General features: G+C 69.9%; 22 protein-coding genes and 1 tRNA gene. 6 read left to right on the top strand and 17 right to left on the bottom strand.

The features are described from left to right. Positions 1-46: 46 nt before the first annotated feature. On the bottom strand, positions 47-793 hold the full coding sequence (locus HDA39_RS02785) for a hypothetical protein (protein WP_184793675.1): 747 nt from the start codon (positions 791-793) through the stop codon (positions 47-49). 536 nt (positions 794-1,329) lie between these two features. On the opposite strand from HDA39_RS02785, the gene HDA39_RS02780 reads away from it, so the two are divergent. Continuing rightward, on the top strand, positions 1,330-1,764 hold the full coding sequence (locus tag HDA39_RS02780; RefSeq protein ID WP_337925600.1) for a hypothetical protein: 435 nt from the start codon (positions 1,330-1,332) through the stop codon (positions 1,762-1,764). 116 nt (positions 1,765-1,880) lie between these two features. Continuing rightward, a tRNA-Asn gene (locus HDA39_RS02775) sits at positions 1,881-1,953 on the top strand. 337 nt (positions 1,954-2,290) lie between these two features. On the opposite strand, the gene HDA39_RS02770 is transcribed toward HDA39_RS02775, so the two are convergent. The 6 genes from HDA39_RS02770 to HDA39_RS02745 all read right to left on the bottom strand — a co-directional run bounded on the left by HDA39_RS02770 (position 2,291) and on the right by HDA39_RS02745 (position 9,123). After that, positions 2,291-2,431 (bottom strand): hypothetical protein, encoded by a 141-nt coding sequence (locus tag HDA39_RS02770; protein WP_184793674.1) that lies wholly within the window; start codon positions 2,429-2,431, stop codon positions 2,291-2,293. 896 nt (positions 2,432-3,327) lie between these two features. Beyond that, positions 3,328-5,235 carry a DNA primase gene (gene dnaG, locus HDA39_RS02765; RefSeq protein WP_184793673.1) on the bottom strand — a complete coding sequence of 636 codons (1,908 nt, stop codon included), beginning with the start codon at positions 5,233-5,235 and terminating at the stop codon, positions 3,328-3,330. 277 nt (positions 5,236-5,512) lie between these two features. Continuing rightward, positions 5,513-6,754 (bottom strand): NAD(P)/FAD-dependent oxidoreductase, encoded by a 1,242-nt coding sequence (locus HDA39_RS02760; protein ID WP_184793672.1) that lies wholly within the window; start codon positions 6,752-6,754, stop codon positions 5,513-5,515. A 25-nt stretch (positions 6,755-6,779) separates the two neighbouring features. Beyond that, positions 6,780-8,009 (bottom strand): deoxyguanosinetriphosphate triphosphohydrolase, encoded by a 1,230-nt coding sequence (locus tag HDA39_RS02755; protein ID WP_184793671.1) that lies wholly within the window; start codon positions 8,007-8,009, stop codon positions 6,780-6,782. A 42-nt stretch (positions 8,010-8,051) separates the two neighbouring features. Continuing rightward, positions 8,052-8,453, bottom strand: a complete 402-nt coding sequence (locus HDA39_RS02750) for a nuclear transport factor 2 family protein (protein ID WP_184793670.1) — start codon at positions 8,451-8,453, stop codon at positions 8,052-8,054. A gap of 58 nt (positions 8,454-8,511) precedes the next feature. Then, on the bottom strand, positions 8,512-9,123 hold the full coding sequence (locus HDA39_RS02745) for a dihydrofolate reductase family protein (protein ID WP_184793669.1): 612 nt from the start codon (positions 9,121-9,123) through the stop codon (positions 8,512-8,514). 73 nt (positions 9,124-9,196) lie between these two features. On the opposite strand from HDA39_RS02745, the gene HDA39_RS02740 reads away from it, so the two are divergent. Together HDA39_RS02740 and HDA39_RS02735 are read left to right on the top strand one after the other, a co-directional pair. Beyond that, positions 9,197-9,814 (top strand): winged helix-turn-helix domain-containing protein, encoded by a 618-nt coding sequence (locus tag HDA39_RS02740; protein ID WP_202892851.1) that lies wholly within the window; start codon positions 9,197-9,199, stop codon positions 9,812-9,814. After that, complete coding sequence (locus tag HDA39_RS02735; protein WP_184793667.1) at positions 9,811-11,073, top strand: MFS transporter; 1,263 nt, start codon at positions 9,811-9,813, stop codon at positions 11,071-11,073. The genes HDA39_RS02740 and HDA39_RS02735 overlap by 4 nt, the downstream gene beginning before the upstream one ends. Here HDA39_RS02735 and HDA39_RS02730 read toward each other — a convergent pair. Beyond that, a complete protein-coding gene (locus tag HDA39_RS02730) occupies positions 11,038-11,673 on the bottom strand; it encodes a TetR/AcrR family transcriptional regulator (RefSeq protein WP_184793666.1) in 636 nt (211 codons plus the stop codon). The two genes, HDA39_RS02735 and HDA39_RS02730, sit on opposite strands and share 36 nt — an antisense overlap. A 166-nt stretch (positions 11,674-11,839) precedes the next feature. Between HDA39_RS02730 and HDA39_RS02725 the strand changes: the two genes are divergently transcribed. Continuing rightward, the gene (locus HDA39_RS02725; RefSeq protein ID WP_184793665.1) at positions 11,840-12,685 is read left to right on the top strand and encodes an alpha/beta hydrolase; all 846 of its coding nucleotides are present in this window, start codon (positions 11,840-11,842) and stop codon (positions 12,683-12,685) included. Here the strand turns inward: HDA39_RS02725 and HDA39_RS02720 are convergent. Beyond that, a complete protein-coding gene (locus HDA39_RS02720) occupies positions 12,650-14,176 on the bottom strand; it encodes a helix-turn-helix domain-containing protein (protein WP_184793664.1) in 1,527 nt (508 codons plus the stop codon). The two genes, HDA39_RS02725 and HDA39_RS02720, sit on opposite strands and share 36 nt — an antisense overlap. A gap of 318 nt (positions 14,177-14,494) precedes the next feature. Here HDA39_RS02720 and HDA39_RS02715 point away from each other — a divergent pair, with 318 nt between their 5' ends. Beyond that, positions 14,495-15,715: a hypothetical protein gene (locus HDA39_RS02715; protein WP_184793663.1), complete on the top strand. Its 1,221-nt coding sequence runs from the start codon at positions 14,495-14,497 to the stop codon at positions 15,713-15,715. A gap of 11 nt (positions 15,716-15,726) precedes the next feature. On the opposite strand, the gene HDA39_RS02710 is transcribed toward HDA39_RS02715, so the two are convergent. From HDA39_RS02710 to HDA39_RS02675, 8 genes are all read right to left on the bottom strand, one after another. Further along, entirely contained in the window at positions 15,727-16,002 is a 276-nt protein-coding gene (locus tag HDA39_RS02710; protein ID WP_184793662.1) for a YciI family protein, read from the bottom strand. A gap of 152 nt (positions 16,003-16,154) precedes the next feature. Continuing rightward, the gene (locus HDA39_RS02705) at positions 16,155-16,940 is read right to left on the bottom strand and encodes a class I SAM-dependent methyltransferase (RefSeq protein WP_184793661.1); all 786 of its coding nucleotides are present in this window, start codon (positions 16,938-16,940) and stop codon (positions 16,155-16,157) included. A 59-nt stretch (positions 16,941-16,999) separates the two neighbouring features. Then, on the bottom strand, positions 17,000-19,762 hold the full coding sequence (ppdK, locus tag HDA39_RS02700; protein ID WP_184793660.1) for a pyruvate, phosphate dikinase: 2,763 nt from the start codon (positions 19,760-19,762) through the stop codon (positions 17,000-17,002). A gap of 191 nt (positions 19,763-19,953) precedes the next feature. Further along, positions 19,954-21,915 (bottom strand): vWA domain-containing protein, encoded by a 1,962-nt coding sequence (locus HDA39_RS02695; RefSeq protein WP_184793659.1) that lies wholly within the window; start codon positions 21,913-21,915, stop codon positions 19,954-19,956. 30 nt (positions 21,916-21,945) lie between these two features. Then, the gene (locus HDA39_RS02690; RefSeq protein ID WP_184793658.1) at positions 21,946-23,343 is read right to left on the bottom strand and encodes an ATP-binding protein; all 1,398 of its coding nucleotides are present in this window, start codon (positions 23,341-23,343) and stop codon (positions 21,946-21,948) included. Positions 23,344-23,386: 43 nt separating this feature from the next. Further along, positions 23,387-24,082: a MerR family transcriptional regulator gene (locus HDA39_RS02685; protein ID WP_184793657.1), complete on the bottom strand. Its 696-nt coding sequence runs from the start codon at positions 24,080-24,082 to the stop codon at positions 23,387-23,389. Continuing rightward, on the bottom strand, positions 24,079-25,425 hold the full coding sequence (locus HDA39_RS02680; RefSeq protein ID WP_184793656.1) for a serine hydrolase: 1,347 nt from the start codon (positions 25,423-25,425) through the stop codon (positions 24,079-24,081). The genes HDA39_RS02685 and HDA39_RS02680 overlap by 4 nt, the downstream gene beginning before the upstream one ends. Before the next feature lie 9 nt (positions 25,426-25,434). After that, entirely contained in the window at positions 25,435-26,148 is a 714-nt protein-coding gene (locus HDA39_RS02675; protein WP_184793655.1) for a Clp protease N-terminal domain-containing protein, read from the bottom strand. Between the last annotated feature and the right edge of the window lie 33 nt (positions 26,149-26,181).

The following is a 26,181-nucleotide window of genomic DNA, read 5'->3' as shown; positions in this document are numbered from 1 at the left end:
CAGGCCCGGCGATGCGCGCCGGGCCTGAGGCCGCGGTCGGTGTGCGTCAGATGTCGTAGATGCCGTTGACGTCGCGCCCGAACGTGCCGGCCGGAGTCTCCACTTCCAGGTAGTAGAACTCCTCGGTCACCGGGTGAGCCTTGAGGTAGGCCAGCGCCTGCGCCCGGTCGGTCGCGCGGTACGCCTCGTACGTCGCAACCTGCCCGTCGCCCGACCGCCGCTGGACCTTCTCGATGAACTCGAGCCTCAGCGTCGAGTCGGCCTCCACAGAATCAGGAAGGAGAACATGTTCGTCGATCAAAGCCCGCAGCCGCGTATGAGCCTCCTCGTCGGGCGCCGAGGCCAGCAGGGTCTGGAGCGCCTGCTCAGCAGGCTCCCGCCCCAACCGAAGCGACTCGGTACTCGGCGCACCGAAGCTCATCGTGTGCCCCCGAATCTCGTCGCGCAGAACGAGGACCGTCCGCTCGCAGTCGGTGTCCGCCTGCAGATCCCACAACGCAGCCCCAGCGGCCGCCCGGACCGCAGCATCCAGGTCAGCAAGCCGGTCGACCAGTTCCTCGACCTCAGCCACAGTCGCCGTACCAGGCTCCGGCCCCTGCTGAACAGCAGCAAGCCGAACAGCCGGGTCCGGATGATTCAGATACCCGACCACCATCCGAGTCCGCTCACCGGCCCGTACGCCGTCGAACAACCGCACAACATCAGGCCGAGCCACCAGCTCGATCGCGTCCCCACCACCCAGCCCGTACCGATCCGGCACGGACACGGTCTTGGGCCGCCGGAAAAATCGCATAACCCCCAACCTAGGCAACAAGCCACCCCCACCGCCAACACCCGCCCGCATCCGGCCGCGCCCGCATCCCTCCCTGTCCCGATCCCTCGCCGGATGCCTCGTGCCCCATCCCTCGCGTCGGCGCTCCCTCGTCGCAGGCCACCCATGTCTCGCCGCCCGCGGCTCTGCCCGCTCCCTCACCGCCACCCGCACAGCGCCCCGGCCCGTCGACGCCAGCGGGGCTGCCCGGAACCGGTCGCCGGCGCGTCGTACCGGATCCTGGCGCCGTCGGCTCGCCCGTTCCTCACCGGACGACCTATCAGGTTTGCCTCAACCAGCAACCTGCTGTCGGGATGCCCTCCCCCGCGCGGCTTCACCCTTGCGGACGTCGCCCAGTCTCGGCGACGACTTCCGTCAGCTGGTGGGGTGGGCGGGGTGGGGTTGGTGTGGGCTGGGACGATGGGGGTGTGTTGAGACTTCGGCGTTCGGTGTGGCCCTCTGAGTTGATTGAGGGGGTTCGGGTTGCTGCGGGTGGGCGGGACGACATCCTGGCAGCGGTGCAGCTGACGGGCGGGGACTGGGTGGCGGGGACTCGGTCTGCGGTCTATCTGCCGGAAGGCGACAAGGTCCGGCGGGTTGGGTGGGAGGCGATCGAGCGCGCGGCGTGGGACTCCGAGGAGTCGGTGCTGCGGGTGTTCGAGACGACCGCGTTCGGTACGCCGTTGCGGTCGACTGACCTGGCCGTGGACGACCCAGGACGGTTCGGGCAGCTGCTGCGGGAACGGGTGGACGCGAGCATCGTCGTACAGCGGCATGTGCTGTTGGCCGGGAAGAAGGGCGTACGGATCGTCGGGCGGCGCAATCCCGCGACGACGGACGCGCCGGTTGCCTGGAACTTCGTTCTGGACAAGGGATTGGAGCCGGACCGACCGGGGCTGATCGAGCAGGCCGAGGCGGCGCTGCGAGCGGTCCGGGACGAGTTCGGAATCTGACGCGAAAGGCAGTTTGGGCGGGTGCTCGCAGGCGGCGAATCCCGTTTTTGTAGTTCGGCCCGATCCTGCTAACCTAATCCGGTCCTCGGGGATCGGGGGCAGGGAAACACAAGCGATCCCGCGTAGCTCAATTGGCAGAGCAGCCGGCTGTTAACCGGCAGGTTACTGGTTCGAGTCCAGTCGCGGGAGCAACAAACGATCGACCGGTTCCGGATCTCGGAACCGGTCTTTTTGTTGGCCGTACGGCGGGGTGGTGGCTGGCTCTTCTTGTGCCTGTACGGCGGGGCGATGGTCGCTCTTCTAGTTGCTCGTACAGCGGGCCGGTGGATCGCTCTTCTCGTGCCTGTACGGCGGGTGGTGGCTCGCGCTTACGGCTGCGCTGGACCACAGTGGAGCGCTCATCTTGTGTTCGCAGGCCGCTCGTCGATGTCACCCATCGCGGATTGCACGTCGGTCGAGTGCTGCTTCGGTGGGCGTGGGTTGGGGCGCCCCGTCGCTTGGTGCGACGGGGCGGTAGCTGGGTGGGTCAGCTCTTGTTCTTGCGGCGTTCCAGGGCGCGCTGGATGCGGTGTTGTGGTTGCCCGGTCAGCTTGGCGATCAGGGGGACGCGGTACTTGAACGCCGCGACGGCGCCCACGATCAGCACCAGCAGGATGAACCAGCCCATCGAACTTCTCCTTCGGTCGGACCTGGACTCCATCATCCCCTGTGGGTGGTGAGATTCACTGGGTCAAACCCCTGAGCGGGCCCTGGTTTCCTGACCGGAGGGCTGCGAGGCGGGCTGGTGCGGGCTTGAGGGCGAGACGAGGGGCGCCTGAGGGCAGAGGCGGCTGGTGATGCGGCCGGGTAGGTCGCGGGGGCTGAGGTCGCGGCGGCCGGGAAGAAGTACTAGAGAAGGAGGCCTGTGCGGGATCTGCTGCGAGCGGCTGGGGCCGGTCGTGTGGGGAGGTTGGCCGGGTTGAGGTGCCGGCGTGGGTGAGACGGATGGGGAGGCTGACCGGGGCGAGGGGTCGGCGTGGGTGATGCAGGCGGGGAGGCTGACCCGGTCGCAGGGGTAGGCGCGGGGAAAGGTGGCTGGCGATGCGGCCGGGTACGTCGCGGGGGCTGAGGTCGCGGCGGCCGGGAAGAAGTATTGGAGGAGGAGGCCGGCCTGTGCGGGATCGGCTGCGAGCAGCTGGGCCCGGCCGTGTGGGGAGGTTGCCGGGTTGAGGTCCGGCGTGGGGTGAGACGGTGGGGAGGCTAGCCCCGGCGAGGGAACCGGCGTGGGGTGATGCAGGCGGGGCGGCTGGCCCAGTCGCAGGGGCAGGCGCGGGGAAGAGGTGGCTATCGATGCGGCCGGGAACGTCGCGGGGGCTGGCGTCGCGGCGGCCGGGAAGAAGCATTAGAAGTGGGCCGATAGGAGTCGGCTGCGAGCAGCACGGCGCGGCCGTAGGGAGGCTGGCCGGGGCGAGCGGCGGGTGTGGGGGGTGAGCTGGGCACGGAGGCTGGCCCAGGGCGTGAGGGCCGCGTGGGGTGAGGCGGTGGTGAGGTTGGCCGGGCGGTGAGAGGCGATCCCGAGCTCGTCTACAGCGCCCCGGAGATGGCTTGTTCTCGGAGTTCGGTTCTGTATTGCTCCAGGGCGATGAGTTCGCCGAACATGCGGTTGTAGTCGTCGGGCTTGTCGATGGGGTTGGTGCGTTGGAGTTTGGACTTGAGGTCGGCGATGCGGCGTAGGCAGGTGAGTTCCTGGAGGCGGGCCAGGTGGGCTCTTGCGGAGCGTTCGTCGGGGTCTCGGCCGAGGCGGAGGCCCTCGACGGCCAGGGCGGAGACGACGGCGGCGGCGGGGTCGTTGCCCATGGCATCGCGGACGGCTACGACCCAGGCCTCGCCGGGGGCTGCCTGGGAGGGGCCGCCGACCTTGGACATGGCGGCGCGGACGGCGGCCAGCCAGGGGTGGGTGAAGTCGTGGTCGTCGAGTTCGTCGAAGGCGACGCCGACCAGGGCCGGGTACTGCATCGCGAGCTTGAGGACGTCCCACTCCATCAGGAAGCGGGGCTCGCGGGGGGATGGCAGATTCTGGCGTGGGGGTGGCGGGGCCTCGGTCTGTACGACGACCGGCGTGCGGTCCGTGGCACCTTGCCGGGCAGCGGGTGCGGGGCGGGAGGCGGCGCGGTGGACCTCGGTGCGGACCTGGTCGACCTCCATCCCCAGCAGCCCGGCCAGCTCACGCGTGAACGCGTCGACCTTCGACCGGTCCCGGATGCTCACCACCAGGTGCGCCGCGTCGCGCAGCGCGTCGATCCGGGTGTCGGCCCGGTCGAGGTCGTACTTCGCCAGCCGGTCCGTCAGCACGAAGCGGTACAGCGGCACCCGGCGTCCGATCAGCTCCCGGACCGCGGCGTCGCCCTTCTGCAGCCGCAGGTCGCACGGGTCCAGCCCGTCCGGCTCGACCGCGACGTACGTCTGCGCCGCGAAAGCCTGGTCGCCCTCGAAGGCCTTCACCGCGGCCCGCTGCCCCGCCGAGTCCCCGTCGAAGGTGAAGATCACTTCGCCGCGGAACTGGTCGTGGTCCAGCAGCAGCTGCCGCAACACCCGGGCGTGATCGTCGCCGAACGACGTACCGCAGGTCGCCACAGCAGTCTGTACGCCGGACAAGTGGCAGGCCATCACGTCGGTGTACCCCTCGACGACGACCGCCTGTTTGCCCTTGGCGATCTCGCGCCGCGCGAGGTCCACGCCGTACAGGACCTTCGACTTCTTGTAGATCACCGTCTCCGGCGTGTTCAGGTACTTGGCCTCGATCCTGTCGTCGTCGAACAGCCGGCGCGCGCCGAAGCCGATGGTGTCCGAGCCCGCGTCCCGGATCGGCCACATCAAGCGGCCGCGGAACCGGTCGTACAGCCCGCGCTGCCCCTCCGCGCACAACCCCGACGCGACCATCTCGGCGTTGGAGAAACCACGCCCCCGCAGATGCGCGACCAGCTGTTCGCCACCTCGCGGCGAGAACCCGACCCCGAAGTGCGCCGCGGCGTCGCGGTCGAATCCGCGCTTGTCCAGGAACTGCCGGCCGAGCGTCGCCTCGGGCGCCCCGAAGAGCAGCTCGGAGTAGAACTCGCCGGCGACCTTGTGCGCCTCGACCAGGCGCGGCCGCTGGTTGCTCTGCGACTTCGGGATCGGCGCGCCGGACTCGTCGTACCGCAGCTGGATGCCGACCTTCGCGGCCAGCGTCTCGACGGCTTCGTGGAAGGTGATCTGGTCGATCTTCTGGATGAAGTCGATCACGTCGCCGCCCTCTTGGCAGCCGAAGCAGTAGAAGAACCCGCGCGCCGGGGTCACGTTGAACGACGGCGACTTCTCGTCGTGGAACGGGCACAGCCCCTTCAGCGAACCACCGCCGGCGTTCTTCAAGGTCACGTACGAGCCGACCACGTCGTCGATCCGCGCCCGCTCGCGCACCAGCGCGATGTCCTCTTCCTTGATCCTGCCTGCCACGCCGCGAGTCTACGGGGATCCCGAAGCCGCCCGCTGCCCCGCCCGGCTGCCGGCTTCCAGCGGGCCGGACCAAGGCATCGGCGCAGGTCCAGCAGCCGACATCAGACAGCAGCCTGGTCGCCTTCGTTCAGCTGGGCGGTGGTGCTGACCTGGGAGGGGTGGGGCCGCCAAGGCCCGGTCCTTCGCCGATGGAACCGGGCCTGCAGCTCAGACCTCGCCGAGCTCGAGGCCCGGGCCTGCGGCTCAGACCTCGCCGAGGTCGAGGCCGGCCGGCAGCTCAGACCTCGCCGAGCTCGACCGACGCGTCGGCGAGCTTGGCCGGGTCGACCGCACGACCTGAGCGGATCAGGTCCTGGATGCCGTCGATCGCGTCCCACGTGTTGACGTGCAGCCCGGCCAGCACGTGCCGGTCGTCGTCGAGCCAGAACGCGAGATACGCGCCGGAGGCCGGGTCGCCGCGGAGCACCACCTCGTACGACGTACCGCGCGGCACGTCGCCGGCGTACTCCATCCCGAGGTCGTACTGGTCGGTGAAGAAGAACGGGATCGCGTCGTGCACGACGTCCTGGCCGAGCATCGCCTTCGCGGCCGCGGCGCCGCTGTCCTTCGCGTTCGACCAGTGCTCGACGCGCACCGAGTGCCCGAGCAGCGGGTGGTCCCAGCGGACCACGTCGCCGGCGGCGAAGACGCCGTCGGCCGACGTCCGCAGATCCGGCCCGGTGACGATGCCGGAGCCGTGATCGGCGGGGGCGACCTCCAGACCGGCCTCGACGGCGAGCTCGGTGTTCGGCTGGACGCCGACGCCGACCACCACAAGGTCGGCCGGAACGACGTCGCCCGCCGACGTACGGACGCCGGTCACCTTGTCGGTGCCCTCGAAACCCTCGACGCCGGTGTCGAACAGCAGCGTGACCCCGTGCTGCCGGTGCAGGGTGGCGAACAGCTCGCCGACCTGCTCCCCCAGCACCGAGGCGAGCGCGGTGGACTGCGGCTCGATCACCGTCACCTCGCAGCCACGTTCGCGCGCGGCCGCGGCCGATTCCAGCCCGATCCAGCCGGCACCGACGACGACCACGCGCGGCTTCGCGGCGTACGCGTCGGTGAGCGCCTGGGACTCGGCCGCGGTGCGCAGGTAGTGGATGCCCGGCAGGTCACCGCCCGGTACGTCGAGCCGGCGAACCCGCGAGCCGGTCGCGATCAGCAGTTCGTCGTACGACGTACTCGCGCCGTCGGCGGTCGTGACGGTCTTGGCCGCCGGGTCGAGCGCGGTCACGGTGGTGCCGAGCCGCAGCTCGATCGACTGGTCGTCGTACCACTGCTGGTCGTGCAGTTGCGCCGAGCCGGGCTCCTTCTTGCCAAGCAGCACGTCCTTCGACAACGGCGGCCGCTCGTACGGCAGCTCGCTCTCCGTGCCGATCAGCACGACCTCTCCGCTGAAGCCTTCGGCCCGGAGAGTCTCCGCCGCGGTTGCTCCGGCCAGGCTCGCGCCGACGATTACGATCCGCTGTACATCGGTCATGCAGAGCAGCCTATGCCTGCGGACCTCACTCGGTCAGCGCCGCGTGCCAAGCCTGGGCCGATGGATCGGTCAGCGACGCCACCTGATCGACCAGCACGCGAAGGCGCGCGGCATCGTCGGAGGCGGCGCGGTAGTCCGCCGCGAACGGAAGGTCGAGGTTGTCGGGCGCGGTCTTGGCCAGCGCCTCGACGAGCTCGGTGAGCAGCTCGCGCTGGACGGCGCGGCGGCGCTGGCGTTCGGGCGAGTTGAGCACGTGGAACATCCCGATGCCCTTGAGCAGCGCGATCTCGGCGCCGGTGCCGTCGGGGACGACCAGGTCGGCGTCGTACCGAACCAGGCGCGAGCGTCGCCCGAAGCGGGCATGGGTGGACTGCTCGGCGGCCGTGCAGAACCGCCCGATCAGCTGACTGGTCAGGTCCTTGAGCCCACCGAGCGCGCGGCGGCTGTCGTCGAAGGGACCGGTTGGCCAGTACGGCAGCGCGGTCAGCCGCTCCCACGCCTCGTCGAGCTGGGCGTCCTCGCCGTCGGGCAGGTAGGCCTCGCGGACGGTCTGCCAGTACGGCGCGCGCTCGGCCCCGACCCGGTCGAGGTCGATGCTGTGGGCAACGATCCCGTCCTCGACGTCGTGCACCGAGTACGCGACGTCGTCGGCGAAGTCCATCACCTGGGCCTCCAGGCAGCGCTCGTCGCCGAGCCCCTGCCGGAGCCACTCGAACACCGCCAGGTCGTCGTCGTACACCCCGAACTTGCGCAGGCCCTCGCGCCGCGGCCAGGGGTACTTGGTCGCGGCGTCGAGGGTCGCGCGGCTCAGGTTGAGCCCCGCGCTGCGGCCGTCGGCGGTGAACGTCTTGGACTCCAGCCGGGTGAGCAGGCGCAGGGTCTGCGCGTTGCCCTCGAACCCGCCGATGCCGGCCGCGATCTGGTCCAGCGCCCGCTCGCCGTTGTGCCCGAACGGCGGGTGGCCGAGGTCGTGGGACAGACAGGCGGCGTCGACGATGTCGGGATCGCAGCCGAGCGTGCCGGCCAGCTCGCGGCCGATCTGGGCGACCTCGAGGCTGTGCGTCAGCCGGTTGCGGACGAAGTCGTCACTGCCGGCCGTCGCCACCTGGGTCTTCGCGGCCAGGCGGCGCAGGCCGGCACTGTGCAGCACGCGGGCGCGATCGCGCGCGAAGGCCGTCCGCCCCGGTCGTTTGACCGGCTCGGGCACCCAGCGCTCGGCGTCGTGCTCGTCGTACCCCTCCGACTGCTTCCTCATCACAGCTCAAACTACTGGGCGGCACCGACATTCAGGCGAACATCAGCCCCACCCGCCCTGAACCATGGTCTGGAACTTCCATCCGCCGTCGGTCTTCAGCAGGAGGTCGCCGTACCGGATCGGTGTGGTGTTGCCGGCGTACGTCATCGTGCCGTCGCTGACCACGAAGACCAGCGCGTCGGACAGGAAGTGCGGAGTCCGGGTCGTCTCCAGCTTGACGTCGTCGGAGCCGCCCATCACCTGCGCCATCTGCGCCAGGTACTCCGAGCGGTCGGTCTGGGTGGCCGAGCCGGCGCCCTTGCCGTCGTCGGTGACCTCGTTCAGCGGGAAGACGGCCAGGTCGGCCATCCCCTCGTAGTCCTTCGCCGCGGCCAGCGCGTCGTACTTGTCGAACCACGCGAGCACGCTCGCGACGTCGGCCTCGGTCGGTACAAAACCCGTCATGAAACCCCTCCTCGGTTAAACTACGTACACTGTACCCAGTTTATCCAGGGGTTCAAACTCAGGTCATGCAGTAGCGCAGCCAGACGACTCCGCCCTCGAACGCTTCGACGTTGGCCAGGCCGAGGTCGAGCCGGTCCGTGAACCCGCCCGGCCAGCGCGGGCCGGAGCCGACGACCACCGGGTGCACGAGCAGGCTGAGCTCGTCGATCAGGCCTTGCGCGAGCAGTACGCCGAGCAACGTGCCGCCCGTGTCGACGCGCACCACGCGCGCGTCGTGATGCTTGCCGAGCAGCTGAAGCGTCTCGTCGAGGTCGACCCGCTCATAGCCGGTGATCATCTCGCGGGTGCGGCTGTCCGGCGGGCGGGCCGGCGTCTGGTCGGCGTACAAGGCCAGTACGTCGGACCAGTGGCCGGCGGCGCGCAGGCGGTCCCACTCACGGACGCGCGCACGACTGTCGACGACGGCGAGGAGCGGGCCCTTGGAGCGCGGGCCGGGTTGCGGAGCCGAGCGCAGGGCGGACTCCTGGGCGAGGATCGTGTCCGCGCCGACGAGCGTGACGTCCTCCTGCCACAGCGTCGCCATCGCGTAGAACCGCGCCAGATCCACCTCGAACCCGGCCGTCACGCCGTCGAGCGAGACCGCCAGATGACCCACTACATGTGGCCGCATGCTCCAGACCGTAAAGGCCACCACCGACAGTCCGAAGGTTGCAGAGACTCATTTGCAGAGTATCCTCTGCACCATGCGGAAGATCGATGCACGGAGCCTGCGCGGCCTGGCCCATCCCCTGCGGATGACGATCCTGGAGGCGCTCGAGCTGGACGGTCCGGCCACGTCGAGCACGCTGTCCCAGCGCCTCGGCGAGAACACGGGCACGATCAGCTGGCACCTGCGCCTGCTGGCCGAGCACGGCTACATCGAGGAGGACATCGAGCGCGGCACGCGCCGCGAGCGGTGGTGGAGGGTGCCACGGGGGCAGACCGTCCTGGATCCCTCTGAGTTCCGCGACGATCCGGAGACGAGCGGGGCGCTGCGGGTCTACCTGCAGCATCTGGTGCAGCGGTACTACGCGCGAGTGCAGGCGTACGTCGAGCAGAACTGGCCCGGCGAGTGGCAACATGCCGCGGCGCTGTCGGACTGGCGCGACCTCGAGCTCGCGCCTGAGCAGCTCACCGCACTGAACGACGAGTTGGCGGCGGTGATCGACCGCTACAAGTCGGTCGAGCCGGGCGAGGGCGCGAAGCCGATCATCGTCCAGCTCCAGTCCTTCCCGAGAAACCCCGACGCACCCGCCCGCGCGGCGGATGCACGTGGTGCAGCCGATCCGGCCCACGGGTCCGATCGCGAGCTTCACCCATGAGTCTCCTACGCAGGCATCGCGACTTCCGGTTGCTCTGGACCGGCGAGACGGCGAGCAGATTCGGCACCGCCGTCTCCGGGGTCGCGGTCCCGCTGGTCGCGATTTCGGTGCTGGAAGCAACGACCTTCCAGGTCGGCCTGCTGACGGCGTTCGCCTGGCTGCCCTGGCTGGTGATCGGTCTTCCGGTCGGCGCGTGGGTCGATCGGCTTCCCCGCCGCCCGATCATGCTGGCCGCCGCCGCGTCGTCGTTCCTGCTGCTCACGCTGGTCCCGCTGGCTCACCTCGCGGGCCGGTTGACGGTCCACTTCCTCCTGGCGGCCGTTGTCCTGACCGGTGTCGCGGCCGTGCTCTTCCAGACCGCCTACACGGCGTACCTGCCGACCCTGATCGATCCGGCCGACCACGCCGAGGGCAACGCCAAGCTCCACGGCAGCGCCTCCGCCGCCCAGATCGCGGGTGCCGCCTGCGGCGGCCTGATCATCCAGCTCGCCGGCCCGGTCAACGGCCTCCTGGTCGACGCCGCCACCTTCCTCATCGCCCTGGCCTGCCTGGCCGCGATCCACCACCGCGAACCACGCCGTACGCCGGTCCGCCGCCCCGCGATCAACACCGAGATCGGCGAAGGTCTCCGCCTCGTCGCCCAGGACGTCTGGCTCCGCACCCTCACACTCTTCGGCGCCGTCTCGAACCTGGCCCTGATGGGCTACCAGTCGATCGCCGTCGTCTTCCTCGTCCGCGAGGTCGGCCTCACCCCCGGCACCGTTGGCGCCCTCATCGCCGCGGCCGGCAGCGGCGGCATCGTCGGCGCCTTCGCGGCCCGCCGCCTGATGACCCGCTTCGGCACCGCCCGCACCATCCTGCTGGCCGAGCTGGGCCTGCCAACCCTTGCCCTGCTGATCCCCCTGAGCACGATCAGCCCGTGGTTCTACCTAGCGGGAGCGTTCTCCATCGGCGTCGGCGTGGTCGCCGGAAACGTCGTCAAGGCCACCTTCTACCAGTCGTACTGCCCGCCGGACCTCCTCGGCCGGCTGACCGCGACGTCGTCCTTCGTCAACTACGGCACGATCCCGCTGGGCGCTCTCCTCGGTGGCACGCTCGGGCAGTTCCTCGGCCTGACGCCCGCCCTCTGGATCACCACCGCCGGCATCCCGCTGGCCGGCCTGGTCTTGCTCTGCTCACCGATCCGCGGCCGGCGAGACCTCCCCACCCACCGGTACGACGAACTACCAGGGCCGCGGGATCTCAGCAGGCGCAGCTGAATTCAACCGGGTCCGGATCGATTCACGCGCCTGGCCGTAGATCGTCTCGTGGTCGTCCCGGAGCAGAGAGGCAAGGTTGGCCGAGTCGTAGAACGCGTTGAGCTCGAAGGCCAGCGCCGGTACGTCGGCCGCCAGCTCGCCCAGCTCCACAGCCTCGGTGATGGTTTGCTCGATCAGGCCCATCCACTCCACGTTGACCTCGGACAGGTAGTCGCGAACCACGCCGGGCCGCGCGCCGAACTCGTGGGAGGTCTTGGCGAAGAAGCAGCCGCCCGGGAACACCCGCTCGCGGGAGTAGTCGAGCCAGCGATCCCCCAGCGCCCAGACCCGCGCGAGGCCGGGCGGTACGGCGAAGGCGGGGGTGACGACCGCGTCGGCGTAGATGCGGCGGGCGGCACGGATGGTCGCGAGCTGGAGCTCCTCCTTGGAGCCGAAGTGCGCGAAGAGCCCGCTCTTGCTGATCTCCAGATCCTTGGCGAGCCGGCCGATCGAAAGCCCTTCGAGCCCGTCGACCGAGGCGATGTCGACGGCACGGCGCAGAACGGCACGGCGGGTCTGGTCGCCGCGGACCAGACGCCCGTCGACGCGCGTCGTCTCCATCGTCACCTCCTCTGCCGAGCTGATCCTAAGGGTGTTGACGGATCGGCTCACGCAAACTAATAATACGACCGTTCGTATAGTTTACTCCGGATTGAGGAACTGTGTCTGATCCCCGAGCTTTCGACGAAGCGGATGCAGCGATGTGCCTGGCAGGTGAGGAGAAGTGATGACCCAAGCGGTCGGCGCCGGCCTGCGCACAGTCGCCGTGGTTTCACCGGAGGTCGCCGGGCGGTTGGCCTTCGAGCTGTGGCGGCGGCCCCTCCGTCGCGGGAAGGTCCGCGCGACGGAGCTCGAGGTACACCGCAAGGCGCGGGTCGACATCGTCGACGGCGTGGTGACCTACGCGTGGGGTGACGGGAAACGCCCGGTCCTGCTCGTGCACGGCTGGCGCTCGCGGGCCTCCCGGTTCGCCCGATTCATCGAGCAACTGGTCGACCTCGGCTACAGCCCGGTCTCGTACGACGCTCCCGGCCACGGCGACTCCCCCGGCCGCGCCGGCACGATCCTCGACCACGAGCGCATCATCAACCAGCTCGCCACGCAGTACGGCGCGTTCGACGGCGTCATCGCGCACTCGCTCGGCGTCCCGTTCGCGCTGTACGCGCTGCGCGGGGACGTGCACGCCGAGCGCGTCGTCACGATCAGCGGCTTCGCCGAGTTCGGCTACCTCGCCGACGCGTTCTGCCGGGGACTCGGGCTGACCGCGAGGACCAACCAGGCGCTCCGCCGCCGGATCGAGCGCAAGCTGTTCGGCGGCGACCCCGAGATCTGGACCAAGTACTCGGTCGCGCAGGGCGACATCGACCTCCTCTCGATCCACAACGACGAGGACGACGTAGTGGACCCGGCCCAGGCGCCGATCCTGCTCAGCCGGTACGGCGACCGCGCGACGTACCGGCAGACCAACGGCCTCGGCCATCGCCGGATCATGATCGATCCGGACGTGGTGGCCGAGGCCGTCGCCTTCGTGCGGAACTCAGATGTCGCGGAACGTCTCGATCTGGGCGCCTAGCGAGTTCAGCCGGGTCGCCAGGTCCTCGTAGCCGCGGTTGATGACGTAGACCGAGCGCAGGACCGAGGTGCCCTTGGCCGCCATCATCGCGATCAGGGTGACCACGGCGGGCCGCAGCGCCGGCGGGCACATGATCTCGGCGCCGGAGAAGTGCGTCGGGCCCTCGACCATCACGCGGTGCGGGTCGAGGAGCTTGACGCGGCCGCCGAGCTTGTTCAGGTCGGTCAGGTAGATCGCGCGGTTCTCGTAGACCCAGTCGTGGATCAGGGTCTGGCCGGTCGCCGTCGCCGCGATGACCGCGAAGAACGGCAGGTTGTCGATGTTCAGCCCAGGGAACGGCATCGGGTGGATCTTGTCGATCGGCGCGTGCAGCGTCGACGGGCGGGTGGTCAGGTCGACCAGCCGGGTCCGGCCGTTCTCGGCCAGGTACTCCTCGGAGCGGCTGTAGTCCAGGCCCATCTCCTCCAGCAGCGCCAGCTCGATCTCCAGGAACTCCACCGGCGCGCGCCGGATGGTGATCTCCGAGCTGGTGACGATCGCGGCGGTGAGCAGGCTCATCGCCTCGATCGGGTCCTCGGACGGCGCGTAGTCGACGTCGACGTCGATCTCCGGGGTGCCGTGCACGGTCAGCGTGGTCGAGCCGACCCCGTCGATCCGCACGCCGAGCAGGTCGAGGTAGAAGCAGAGGTCCTGGACCATGTAGTTGGACGAGGCGTTGCGGATCACCGTCACGCCGTCGTACCGGGCGGCGGCCATGATCGCGTTCTCGGTCACGGTGTCGCCGCGCTCGGTCAGCACGATCGGCTTGCCCGGCGTGATCGCCCGGTTGACCACCGCGTGGTACTCCCCCGCGGTCGCCTTGATCTCCAGGCCGAACGGGCGCAGCGCCGACATGTGCGGCTCGACCGTCCGGGTGCCGAGGTCGCAGCCACCGGCGTACGGGAGGGCGAAGGTGTCCTCGCGGTGCAGCAGCGGGCCGAGGAACATGATGATGGAGCGCGTACGACGGGCAGCCTCGGCGTCCATGCCGCCCAGGTTCAGGTGCTCCGGCGGGACGATCTCCAGGTCGCCGGCGTCGTTCAGCCAGGTGGTCTTCACGCCGATCGAGTTCAGCACCTCGAGCAGCCGGTTGACCTCCTCGATCCGCGCGACCTTGCGCAGCGTGGTGCGGCCCTTGTTCAGCAGGCTGGCGCACAGCAGCGCGACACCGGCGTTCTTCGACGACTTGACGTCGATCGATCCGGACAACTGCCGGCCGCCGGCGACACGGAGGTGGACCGGACCGCCACCGAGAGAGACAATTTCGGAGTCGAGGGCCTCGCCGATCCGGGCGAGCATCTCGAGAGTGAGGTTCTGATGACCCTTTTCGATCCGGTTCACAGCACTCTGGCTCGTGCCGAGCACATCGGCGAGCTGGGTCTGCGTCCAGCCGCGGTGCTTGCGGGCGTCCCGGATCAGGTTGCCGATCCGGCTCAGGTAGTCATCGGTCATGCGCCGGACCTTATCTCACATGTGAGATACCACTGCACCGACCCGCCGCCTACAGCGTAGTCAATGTCACGCCGCACCGACCAGCCACCCCCGGCAACACCGCCGCCCCCTAGTGTCCTCCGAAGGGAGATCGTGCTTCAGCTCCGGTGTCCAGGTGCGTGCATCGCAAGGCGGAGAAGTGGACTCGATGCGAAGCATCGTGGCCGCTTCTCCAACGCCGCGAGGTGCGTGCCTGGGCGCCGGAGATGTGCACGAGCTCCCTTCGGAGGACACTAAAGTTAGCGCCACCCCGCCGCCGCCATCGGAGAGGACCAGCAGATGCCCGACGACGTCAGCACCGCCGCCGGTGTGACCGAGTTCGAGGCCGAGTCCTGGCCTCTCGAAGCAGCCGCCGACAGCCTCGCGCAGGTGATCGAGGGCTTCCACAACGGCGACACCCGCCCGCTGGTGATCGGTGACGGCGACCAGCCGGTGCTGGTCGTGCTGGCGATCGCGGACCTGGCCGACTTCCGCGCCCGGATCGCCGAGCTGCTCGGCAACCCGGTCGACGCCGGCTGGCTGCGGTACTACCTGCGCTCGAACTTCGACATGAGCTCGGAGACCCTGGTCGAGCTGCTCGGCGTCGACACCGACCACGGCCTGAGCTCGCTGGCCAGCCAGGTGAACGTCGAGCAGGCGGCCGTTCTGCTGCCCGACCACCTGCGCCGGACCGAGGCCGGCGGCAACCCGCTGATGCTGATCGGCGACGGCATGCTCGCGACCGCCGCGCTGATCGCCTTCCCGGCGTTCTCGGTGCTGCTCGCGATGGAAGGCGGCGGCACCGAGGAGGACGACTCCTGCGCGCACGACGACGAGGAGAAGCCGACCACGCCGCTGGAGGTGCTGGCCGAGCGGCTGGGCCCGATCTCCACGCAGCTGGTCGCGCAGATCAACGCCGGCCGTGAGCCGGGCCTGCCGAAGTACGACCTGCACTTCGAGGACGACCTGATCGAGCACCTGCGCGGGCTCGAGGAGCGCGCGCAGAAGGCCCCGAACGGCGGCGCCCACGGGGAGCTGTCCGAACTGCTGCACCAGTTCGACCAGATGCGCAGCGGGCTGATGAGCGACGAGGGCGAAGAGCTGACCGAAGCGCCGTACCTGGAGATCGACGACCTGGCCGCGGCGCTGCCCGAGGTCCGCGACAGCTTCCGCGGCGGTGCCGACGACCCGTACCTGATCGGCGTCGACGGGCACCCGCTGGCCGGGCTGATCTCCTACGACCTGTACGAGATGCTGCAGCAGGTCTCGGTCGACATGAACGGCACCGACGACGCGCCGGTGCTGCCACTGCCGAAGCCGCGCTGGGAGAGCGGGCCCGAGCTGGTCCCGTTCGAGGCCGCGCTCGAGGTGTGCGGTGCCGTGCTCGAGGACATCAAGGGCGGCACCGGCACGCTGCTGTTCATCGAGGACGACGGCGGCGAGCCGGAGCTCGTGCTCGGCCCGCTCAGCTGGTTCTGGGCGTACGTCGACTACCTCGATCTCGAGGCCGCCGAGGCCTAGGGAGACACACCCTAAGCGGTGAAGACCTGGTTCCACTCCTTGAGGGTGGCCAGCTCGTACACCCCGGCCGGGGTGTACGGGTCCTTCGCCAGGATGTCGCGCAGCTCGGCCTCGTCGGCGACGTCGTAGATCAGCAGCGCGCCGGACTCGTCGGCGAACGGTCCGGCCTCGACGAGCTTGCCGGCTTCCTTGAGGGAAGCCAGGTAGTCCCGGTGGGCCGGACGGACCTGCATCCGTGCCTCGGAGTCGGACGGGTCGAACGTCAGCTGCACAGCGAAGAGGGCCATGCCCGCAACTCTACAAGAGTGCGCGAAAACCCAACGACACAAGGGAATTTGGTGCGGGAAGGGAGTCACGAGCCGCCACAGCGGCTGGTTCGAGTCAGACCCGAAAGTCGACGTGTGATGCCCTTCCCGCCCGGCTATCTTGGACTGCCGGATCAGCCCAACGCAAGAGGTTGGTGAAGACGATTTGCTGCGGTCAGCAGCGTCAGGTAACGCTTAGTGACCGAACCACCGGACGCCTCGATCAGGGCCCGGATACAGGTGTACAGACCGTCACGCGCCTGCTCTGTCAAGGCCCGGTGCCCCGAGTACGACGACAGCAAATCGAGGTACTCGGCCGCCGAGTAGGTCAGCTCCCACTCGTACCGGCGCACCTGCGCCGGCTCGAACCGTCCGGACGCCGCGATCTCCTCCTCGTCGCCCGCCACCGAGTCTCCCGCCGGCAGACCACGCCGGTCGGTGTCGTCGGTGAACCGCTCGTAGCAGTCCTGGACGTCGGTCCAGAACTCCGAGCTGCCACCGGCAACGTGATGCGTCGACACCACCGCCAGTACGCCGCCCGGGCGCAACGCGTCGGCCGCCTTGCCGACCCGCGTCGCCGGATCGAGCCAGTGGAACGCCGTCGCCGACAGCACCAGGTCGAACCGCTCGGCCGGCAGCGGCCAGGTGTCGAAGTCGGCGACGATCACCTCGAGCTCGGGCAGCTTGTCGCGCGCGATCCCGCCGAGCGCCGGACTCAGCTCGACCGCCTTGACCGACCACCCACGCCGCACCATCGGCGCGGTCGCCTGCCCGGTCCCGCACCCGATCTCCAGCACCCGCGGCCGCGCGACCGGCCCGAGCATCCGCGCCACGTCGTCGTACACGCGGATCGGGTACGACGGCCGCACGCGGTCGTACAGCTCGGCGTCTTCCCCGAAGGTCTCCCGCAACCGCCCCATGCGAGCAGGCTAGCGCTTGGCGGGCGTCGTACGGACTGTGTACGACGCCCGGCCGGCGCTCAGTCCAAGGTGGCGCGGCCGGCTTCCAGGCGGGCCACCGGGATGCGGAACGGGGAGCAGGACACGTAGTCCAGGCCGACCTCGTGGAAGAAGTGGATGCTGTCGGGGTCGCCACCGTGCTCGCCACAGATGCCGAGCTTGAGGTCCGGGCGGGTGGCCCGGCCGCGCTCGACGCCGGTCCGGACCAGGCTGCCGACGCCCTCGCGGTCGATCGACTCGAACGGGGAGACGGCGAAGATGCCCTTCTCCAGGTAGCGCGAGAAGAACGAGCCCTCGACGTCGTCGCGACTGAAGCCCCAGGTGGTCTGGGTCAGGTCGTTGGTCCCGAACGAGAAAAAGTCCGCGGCCTCGGCGATCTGGTCCGCGATGACGGCAGCCCGAGGCAGCTCGATCATCGTGCCGATCGGCGTGCTCCACTCGACACCGCCTCGATCGGCAATCGCATCGCCGCCGCCGGCACCCACACCGCCCTCGTCGGCCCCCGCGCCACCCTCTGTAGTAACCGTCGCGCCCGCAGGTGTCGCGTTGGCCGCGACCTCAGCCAGCACCCGTTCCACCTCGTCGCGGGCCAGCTGCAGTTCCTGGATCGCACCCACCAGCGGGATCATGATCTCCGGTCGCGGGTCCTTGCCGGCCTTCCGCAGCTCGGCTGCCGCCGAGGCGATCGCCCGCACCTGCATCGCGAACAGCCCCGGAATCATCAGCCCGAGCCGCACACCCCGCAGCCCGAGCATCGGGTTCTGCTCGTGCAGCCGCTGGACCGCGGCCAGCAGCTTGACCTCGTGCCCCGGCTCCTCGCCGCGCTCCTTGGCCAGCGCGACCTTCACCGCGAGGTCCTCCATCGACGGCAGGAACTCGTGCAGCGGCGGATCGATCAGCCGGATCGTCACCGGCAGCCCGTCCATCGCCTCCAGCAGCTCCAGGAAATCCCCCCGCTGCAAGGGCTCCAGCTCGGCCAGCGCGGCCTCCCGCTCGGCGGCGTTCTCGGACAGGATCAGCCGCTCGACCGACTCCCGCCGTTCGCCGAGGAACATGTGCTCGGTCCGGCACAGACCGATGCCCTGGGCACCGAACCGCCGGGCCCGCGCCGCGTCGTCGGCCGTGTCCGCGTTCGTCCGTACGCCGAGCCGCCGGATCTCGTCGGCGTGCGTCATCAGCCGGTGCACGGCCGCTACCAGCTCGTCGCCGGCGTCCGGCGCGAGCGACCCCTCGAAGTACTGCACGACCGGCGACGGAACGACCGGCACCTCACCGAGGAACACCTCGCCCGTCGTACCGTCGATCGAGATCACCTCGCCGGGACCGAACGTCGTCCCGTTCACGGTGACTTTCTCGGCCGCGACGTTCACGTCGAGGTCGTCGGCACCGCAAACGCAGGTCTTGCCCATCCCGCGCGCGACCACGGCCGCGTGCGACGTCTTGCCACCCCGACTCGTCAGGATCCCTTGGGCCGCGATCATCCCGTGCAGGTCGTCGGGGTTCGTCTCGCGCCGGACCAGGATGACCTTCTCGCCGCGGTCGGCGGCCTCGACGGCGGCGGCCGAGGTGAACACGACCTTGCCGGAGGCGGCACCCGGCGACGCGCCGATCGCCTTGGTGATCAGCTCCTTGGAGGCGTCGGAGTCGAACCGCGGGAACATCAGCTGCGCGAGCTGCGCGCCCTTCACCCGCCGCAGGGCCTCGTCGGTGTCGATCATGCCCTCGTCGACCAGGCTGGTGGCGATCCGGAACGCGGCCGCCGCGGTCCGCTTGCCGACCCGCGTCTGCAGCATCCACAGCTTGCCGCGCTCGACGGTGAACTCGATGTCGCACAGATCCTTGTAGTGGCCTTCGAGCGTGGCCATGATCTCCATCAGCGCGTCGTACGACGTCCTGTCGATCTGCTCGAGGTCGGCCAGCGGGACCGTGTTGCGGATGCCGGCCACGACGTCCTCGCCCTGCGCGTTCTGCAGGTAGTCGCCGTACACGCCGGGCTGGCCGCTGGACGGGTCGCGGGTGAACGCGACGCCGGTGCCGGAGTCCATGCCGAGGTTGCCGAAGACCATCGAGCAGACGCTCACCGCGGTCCCGAGGTCGGCCGCGATCCGCTCCTGGCGGCGGTAGAGGATGGCGCGCTCGGAGTTCCAGGAGCCGAACACCGCCTCGGTCGCCAGGTCCAGCTGCTCGCGCGGGTCCTGCGGGAAGTCGCGGCCGGTGTGCTCACGGACGGCGGCCTTGAAGGTGCCGACCAGGGCCTCGAGATCGTCGGCGTCCAGGTCGAGATCGTTCCTGGTGCCCTTGGCCTGTTTGGCCGCCTCGATCGCGTCCTCGAAGACGTCGCCTTCCATGCCCAGCACGGTCTTGCCGAACATCTGGATCAGCCGCCGGTAGGCGTCCCACGCGAACCGGGCGTTGCCCGACTGGTGCGCCAGGCCGTTCACCGAGTCGTCGTTGAGGCCGACGTTGAGAACGGTCTCCATCATGCCGGGCATCGACACGGCGGCGCCCGACCGGACCGAGACCAGCAGCGGGTCGTCGGCCTGGCCGAGCTTCTTGCCCATCTTCTGCTGCAGCGCGTCGACGTGGTGGTCGATCTCGTCGGCCAGCTCCGCGGGCACCGAACCGGTGGCCAGGTAGACCTTGCAGGCCTCGGCGGAGATGGTGAAACCGGGCGGCACCGGCAGGCCGAGATTGGTCATCTCGGCCAGGTTCGCCCCCTTGCCCCCGAGCAGTTCCTTCAGGTCCTTGTTGCCTTCAGCGAAGTCGTAGACGAGTTTCGGCACAGTCACTCCCAAGGTGGTCGAGCGATGCGGTGGGGTCGCGGCATGGTGGCCGCTGGCCCGTCCGGCTCCGGTGACGGGGGCGTTCCTTCAGAGTAAGCCCAAAAACCAGTCCACTTGAACACTGGTCTCACAGTCAGACCGTGACCCTGCCCACACGACGCAGGCGGAAAACCCTTACCACCTTGGGATTGTCAGAACTTTCGGCGTGTTCTCAAGTAATCACCGACCACCGCCGCTCCGAGGCCGTCGGCGTCCGGCGCGAGCACCCGGCCACCGGTACGGCGCGCGAGCAGATCGACGAACTTCTCCAGCCGCGGGTCGTCGCCGAGCCGGAAAACGGTCAGCGAAGCGCCGAGCTTGGCCAGCCGGTCCACCTCGAAGATCGTCTTGCGCAACGTCGCCGGCTCCGGCGGGTACGAGAACTCCGCCGTACCGTCCGGCTCCAGGTGCGCCGTCGGCTCCCCGTCCGTCACCATCAGGACGACCGGGTTCGCGTCCGGGTGCCGCCGCAGGTGCCGGCCCGCGAGCAGCAGCGCGTGGTGCGCGTTGGTGCCCTGCTCCCAGGTGCCTTCGAGTCCGATCAGCTGCGGCAGCTCCACCACCCCGGCGTACCGGCCGAAGGTGATCAGCTGGAGCGCGTCGTTGCGGTAGCGGGTCGAGATGAGTTGGTGCAGCGCGAGCGCCGTCCGCTTCATCGGGAGCCAGCGGTTCTCCTGGACCATCGACCAGGAGGTGTCCACCAGCAACGCCACCGCGGCGCGCGCCCGGTGCTCCGTCTCGGCGATCTCCACGTCGCTCACGTCGAGCCCGACCCGCGCGCCGACGCTCGCGGTGCGCAGTACGGCGTTGCGCACGGTCTTGGGCACGTCCCACGCCTGGGTGTCGCCGAACTGCCACTGGCGAGTCGATCCACTCAACTCCCCCGCCGCACCCGCCGACGCCGACTCCCGCTCGCCGGACTGACCACGAGCAGCCCGCAGTACGTCGGACAACGCGGTCTGACCGAGCTGCCGCAACGCCTTCGGCGACAGCCGCAACGAGCCGTCCGGAGCACGCTCCAGCAGCCCCTGGTTGCGCAGCTCGCGCTCGAGTTCGCTCAACCGCCGGGCGTCGACCGTCGCCTCGTCCCCGAGCTGCCGGGTCAGGGCATCCAGATCGATGTCCTCCAACCGCGCACCCGGGTAGGACTGCGACAGCTGCTCAGCCAGCGCGTCCAGCTCGGCCAGGTCGTTCATCGCCCGCGCTCCCTCGGCCAAGCCGAGCGGGTCGTCGCCGCTCATCCGCTCACCCGAGTACCAGTCCTCGCCCGGCCGCAGCGCCTGCAACTGCGAATCCAGCTGCTGCAACTGCTGCGACAGCTCCGGACTGCCGAACGCCTGCTGCGACAGCTGGGCCAGCTCGGCCCTCTGCTCCGGGGTCATCGAGTTCATCATCCGTTGCGCCGCGGCCGCTCGCCGGGCCAACGCGTCGATGAGCTCGTCGACGGTGCGTGGGTTCTCCGGGAAGAACTCGCCGTGCTTGGCCATGAACTGCTCGAACAGCTGGTCCACGTCCGGCCGGTCCTGCGCGTGCGCGGCCAGCAAGGCGTTGAGATCGGCCAGCATCTCGTTGACCCGCGCGACGTCCTCGGGCGTCGTGTTCTGCAGGGCCTCCTTCATGCCCTCGAACCGCGACCCGAGCAGCTCCTTGCCGAGCAGCTCGCGGATCTCGTCGTACTTCTGCCGCGCCTGAGGCGACTGCCAGTCGTACTCCGCCAGCTCCCGTACGGCGGCCGCCGTACCGGACGGCAGCGCGTCGAGCTGCGCCTCGCGGAACCGGGCGTCGTCCGACGGGTTCGGGAACAGGTCGTGCCGCTCAGCCTCCAGCGCTTCGTCGAGCAGCCGCTGGACGTCGCGCAGGGTGCCTTCGAGATTGTGCCGGGACTGGATCTCGCGTCGCCGCTCCCAGAGCCGGCGGGTGAGGTCGTCCAGCCCTTGCGTGTTCCGGGTGCCGCGGCGGAGCAGCTCCTCCAGCGCGGACCGCGGCGACGACCCGGCCATCACGTCCTGGCCGAGCTCGTCCAGCGCGTCCCGCAGATCCACCGGCGGCGCCAGTGGATCGGGCCCTTCGTGCCAGGGCCCGTACGACCAGCCTTCGGGAATCGCAGCGGTCATCTCAGCCCTCCTTCCGGGCGTACCGACATCTCAGGCTCCGTAGACGGTCGTGTCGTCGTCGGCGTCCTTGGCGAGTCGTTTCGACAGGTAGAGCGCCTCCAGCGCGAGCTCCACCGCGGCCGCGATCCGGCCCGGCGAATCGTCCGCCTCGACACCGGCGCGCGCGGCCACGTCGTGCAGCACCGGCAGCTCGGGAAGGGCGGACAGTACGTCGCGACCAGGAATTCGCTCGCCGGTCGTCACCAAGTGGCCCTCGGCAACGGCATTCGCCAGCGGTGTCAGGTCCAGCCCGGCGAACCGCTCCCGCGCCGTGTCGGCGACCGACCGACGCAGCAGGTACTCGAGCAGCTCGGTCTCCCGGCCCTCTTCGCCGGGCTCGAACTCCAGCTTGCCCCGCAGTACGGCGGGCACCGCGTCGAGGTCGACCGGCCGGGCCACGGCCGGCTCCTCGCCCGTGATGGCGCTTCGCCGCAGCGCTGCGGCCGCAACGGTCTCGGCGGCGGCAACAGCGAACCGGGCCGACACACCCGACCGCTGGTCGATCGCCGTCGACTCACGCAGGTGCCGGACGAACCGCGCCAGCACCTCCAGCAGCGGCTCCCCGACCTCTGCGGTCAGGTGCGCCTCCTGCCGTACGACGTCCACCTCGGCGTCGACGTCGAGCGGGTAGTGGGTCCGGACCTCGGCGCCGAACCGGTCCTTCAGCGGCGTGATGATCCGGCCGCGGTTGGTGTAGTCCTCGGGGTTGGCCGTTGCCACCAGCAACACGTCCAGCGGCAGGCGGAGCGTGTAGCCGCGGACCTGGATGTCGCGCTCCTCCATCACGTTCAGCAGCGCGACCTGGATCCGCTCGGCCAGGTCGGGCAGCTCGTTGATCGCGACGATCCCGCGGTGCGCCCGCGGGACCAGGCCGAAGTGGATCGTCTCGGGGTCACCGAGGCTGCGGCCCTCGGCGACCTTGACCGGGTCGACGTCGCCGATCAGGTCACCGACGGAGGTGTCGGGCGTCGCCAGCTTCTCGGCGTACCGCAGGTCGCGGTGCAGCCAGGTCACCGGCAGGTCGTCGCCGAGCTCGGCGGCCCGGCGCTTCGACGCGGGCGTGATCGGGTCGAGCGGGTGCTCGGGCAGCTCCGCCCCCTCGATCACGGGCGTCCACTCGTCGAGCAGCCCGATCAGCGTGCGTAGCAGGCGGGTCTTGCCCTGTCCGCGCTCACCGAGCAGGACGACGTCGTGCCCGGCGAGCAGCGCCCGCTCGAGCTGGGGAATCACGGTTCGGGAGAACCCGACGATGCCGGGCCACGGGTCGTCGCCGGCGCGCAGCTTGGTCAGCAGGTTGTCGCGGATCTCGGCTTTGATGGTGCGGGGAAGGTAACCGGCGGCGCGAAGCTCGCCGGCCTTCCCGGGAAGGTCAGCAGGTGCACTAGTCACTCTGACGACGTTAGCTCGCCCACCCCAGTCAAGGCCCGGGATTTCATCTGTTGAGGTAGGCATCCAGTAGCGCGGCACCGTGCAACATGGCCCTCGTACGCCGGTCGTGCGCTGCTCGCCGCTCGGCGACAGCCGCTCTCAGCGCCTCCGTGCTCCCCGTACGGCGAAGCCCTTCGAGCACCGGACGGATCTGGTCGAAGCCGTACCGGCCCTGCCGCAGCATGTGGATGATCCGGGCGTCCCGGACCTGGCCGGGCTGGTAACGGCGGTAGTTCGTCCCGCGCTCCCGAGCCGGCAGGAGCAGCCCGGCGGCCTCCCAGACGCGTAACGCGGAGGTCCTGATCCCGAGCTGATGGGCCAGCTCACCGACGCGCAGCGGCGGGCCCGAGACCGGCTGGCCGTCGAGGAACTGCTCGGCCGCCGCGCCCAGGGCCTCGCTGGCCGTGTCGGTTGCCCTGCGTTGCTCGTGCAGCTCGGCGTGGCTCTGGTCGATCACGCGGAGTGCGAGTTCGAGATCGCCGTCGTGGACCGCGCGCATGATCAGCTGCGAGCTCTCGGCGCCGAATCCCGGGGCGAGTGCACGGTAGGTGAGCAACGCGTCGAGGTGCTGTTCGTCGTACTGGCGGTAGCCGCTGTCGGTCCGCGGTGTTTCCGGGAGTACGCCGGCGGCCTCGTAGTTGCGGATCAGCTGGGTCGACACCCCGACCCGCCGCGCGAGGTCGACCGGGCGCAGGCTCATCCCTGAACCCGCGGCGTGACGCGGCCGGAGGTGAACAGGTACGTCGGCCGGAAGGTGACCGGCGTCCACGGCTGGTCGTCGGAGTCGCGGAGGACGAAGTGGTCGCCGTCCAGCGGCTCGGTCGGCAGCAGCTCGAACTCCTGCATCGGCTCCTCGGCGAACGCCAGCCGATCCCCGGTCGCCTGGTAGGTAAGGATCAGTTTGCCGTCGCGCCGCAGAACCTCCATCGCGACACTCTCCCGCGCGTAGCGCCCCAAGTGCCGACCCCCGAAGCCTGCCCCGGCCTCCGTGGCCCCGCCCTCTGGCGCGCCGGCCTCTGCCGCCCCCGCCTCTGCCGCCCCGGTCGGCGCAGCCGGCTCGGGCCCGGGCGGCACGCCCACACCGGTGTGACTGCTGAAGACCTCCGTCGCCAGCTCCTCGAACAGCGCCGGTGCCTTGCCCGAGTTCGTCAGCAGGCAGAACGCGATCCTGGCCTCCGGATCGATCCGCAGGAACGCGAGCTGCGAGATCGTCGCGCCGTCGTGCCCGAACAGCCGACGGCCTTCCCAGTCGTACAGCCGCCAGGCCAGCCCGATCTCGGCCACCCCGCCGCTCCCGCCGGGGTAGTCGACCTGCGGCTCGCGCATCTCGGCGTACTGGTCGAGATGCGGCTGCGCGAACTTCAGCAGGTCCTCGGCCGTCGCCGTGATCAGCCCGGCCGGGCCGAGGCTGCGCGGCAGCTGCCAGGTCGAGACGACCGAGCCGTCGCTGCCGAGATGCCCGACCGCCGCGCGATGCAGGATCGCCTCCTCTGGCAGCGTCATCGTGGCGGTCAGCCCGAGCGGCTCGACCAGCCGGGCCCGAAGCGACTCGTCCCAGGTCCGGCCGTCGAGCACCTCGATGATGCGTCCGAGCACCACGAAGCCGGCGTTGCAGTAGGAGTACGCCGTACCGGGCTCGAACAGCTGCGGTACGTCGGCCAGCAGCGCGACGTACCGCTCGACGCAGTCGTCGCCGCGCCCGGTGTCGGTGAACACGTCGCCGTCGATCCCGCTGGTGTGGCTCAGCAGCTGGCGGACCGTGATCCGCGGATCGATCGATGCCTCGGGCAACAGTTTGACCACCGCGTCGTCCAGCGCCAGCCGGCCTTCGGCGGCGAGCTGGACGATCATCGTCGCCGTCCAGGGCTTGGTCACCGAGCCGAGCTGGAAGACCGAGTCGGCCGTCGTCTCGACCCCGGTCCGCCGGTTCAGCACGCCGTACGGCGCGATCGTCTGCTCACCGTCGGCCCACACCCCGAGCACCGCGCCCGGTACGTCGTACTTCGCGGCCAGGTGCGTCAGTCTCGCGGTCCAGTCAGGCACGAGGCCAAACTACTTGCCCTTGGTCAGCTCCTCCAGCGCGACCCGGACGCCGTCGCGCGCGGCCTGCTCGGTCAGGCCGAGCTGGTTCAGTACCTTCGCCGCGACGCCGCCCGGGAAGTGGTAGAAGGCCATCAGGAGGTGCTCGGTGCCGATGTAGTTGTGGCCGAGCAGGAGGGCCTCCTCGGTCGCGTAGCCGATCACGTGCGAGGCGCGTGGGGTCATCGGGAGCTCGCCTGCATCGGCGGGATCGCCGGCCGCGGCCGGCGGGAACTCGGCGTCGACCGCGGCCAGCACGTCGTCCTCGGTGAGACCGGCCGAGATCATCAGCAGCGTGGCGACCGACTGCGGCTCGGTGAACAGGCCCAGCAGCAGGTGCTCGGTGCCGACGAACCCTTGGCCACGCTCACGAGCGATCCCGGAGGCGGCCTGGATGACCACCTTCGTGCGCAGCGTGAACCGCTCGAGATCGAGCTTCACCGGCCAGGAGTCGGAGAACCGCTTGTGCGCGGCCTGCTTGCTGACACCGAGCACCGCGCTGATCTCGACCCACGACCGGCCCGCGCCGCGAGCCCGGTCGACGAAGTACCCGAGAGCAGCGTCGGAGGTGGCGGTCAGATCGGTGATCGTGCTGGACGCGGTCGCGAGTTGCTCGAGCACGTCGTCGCTGCCGGTGTCGGTCCGGATGGTGTCGATGAGTTGCTGCAGATCAGGTCCAGGAGTCATGCGTCAACCGTAGGTTGACAACCTGTTCGCGTC

The sequence above is a fragment of the Kribbella italica genome (assembly GCF_014205135.1).
In the GTDB taxonomy this organism is placed as follows: domain Bacteria; phylum Actinomycetota; class Actinomycetes; order Propionibacteriales; family Kribbellaceae; genus Kribbella; species Kribbella italica.
This window is presented reverse-complemented; position numbering and strand designations above follow the sequence as displayed.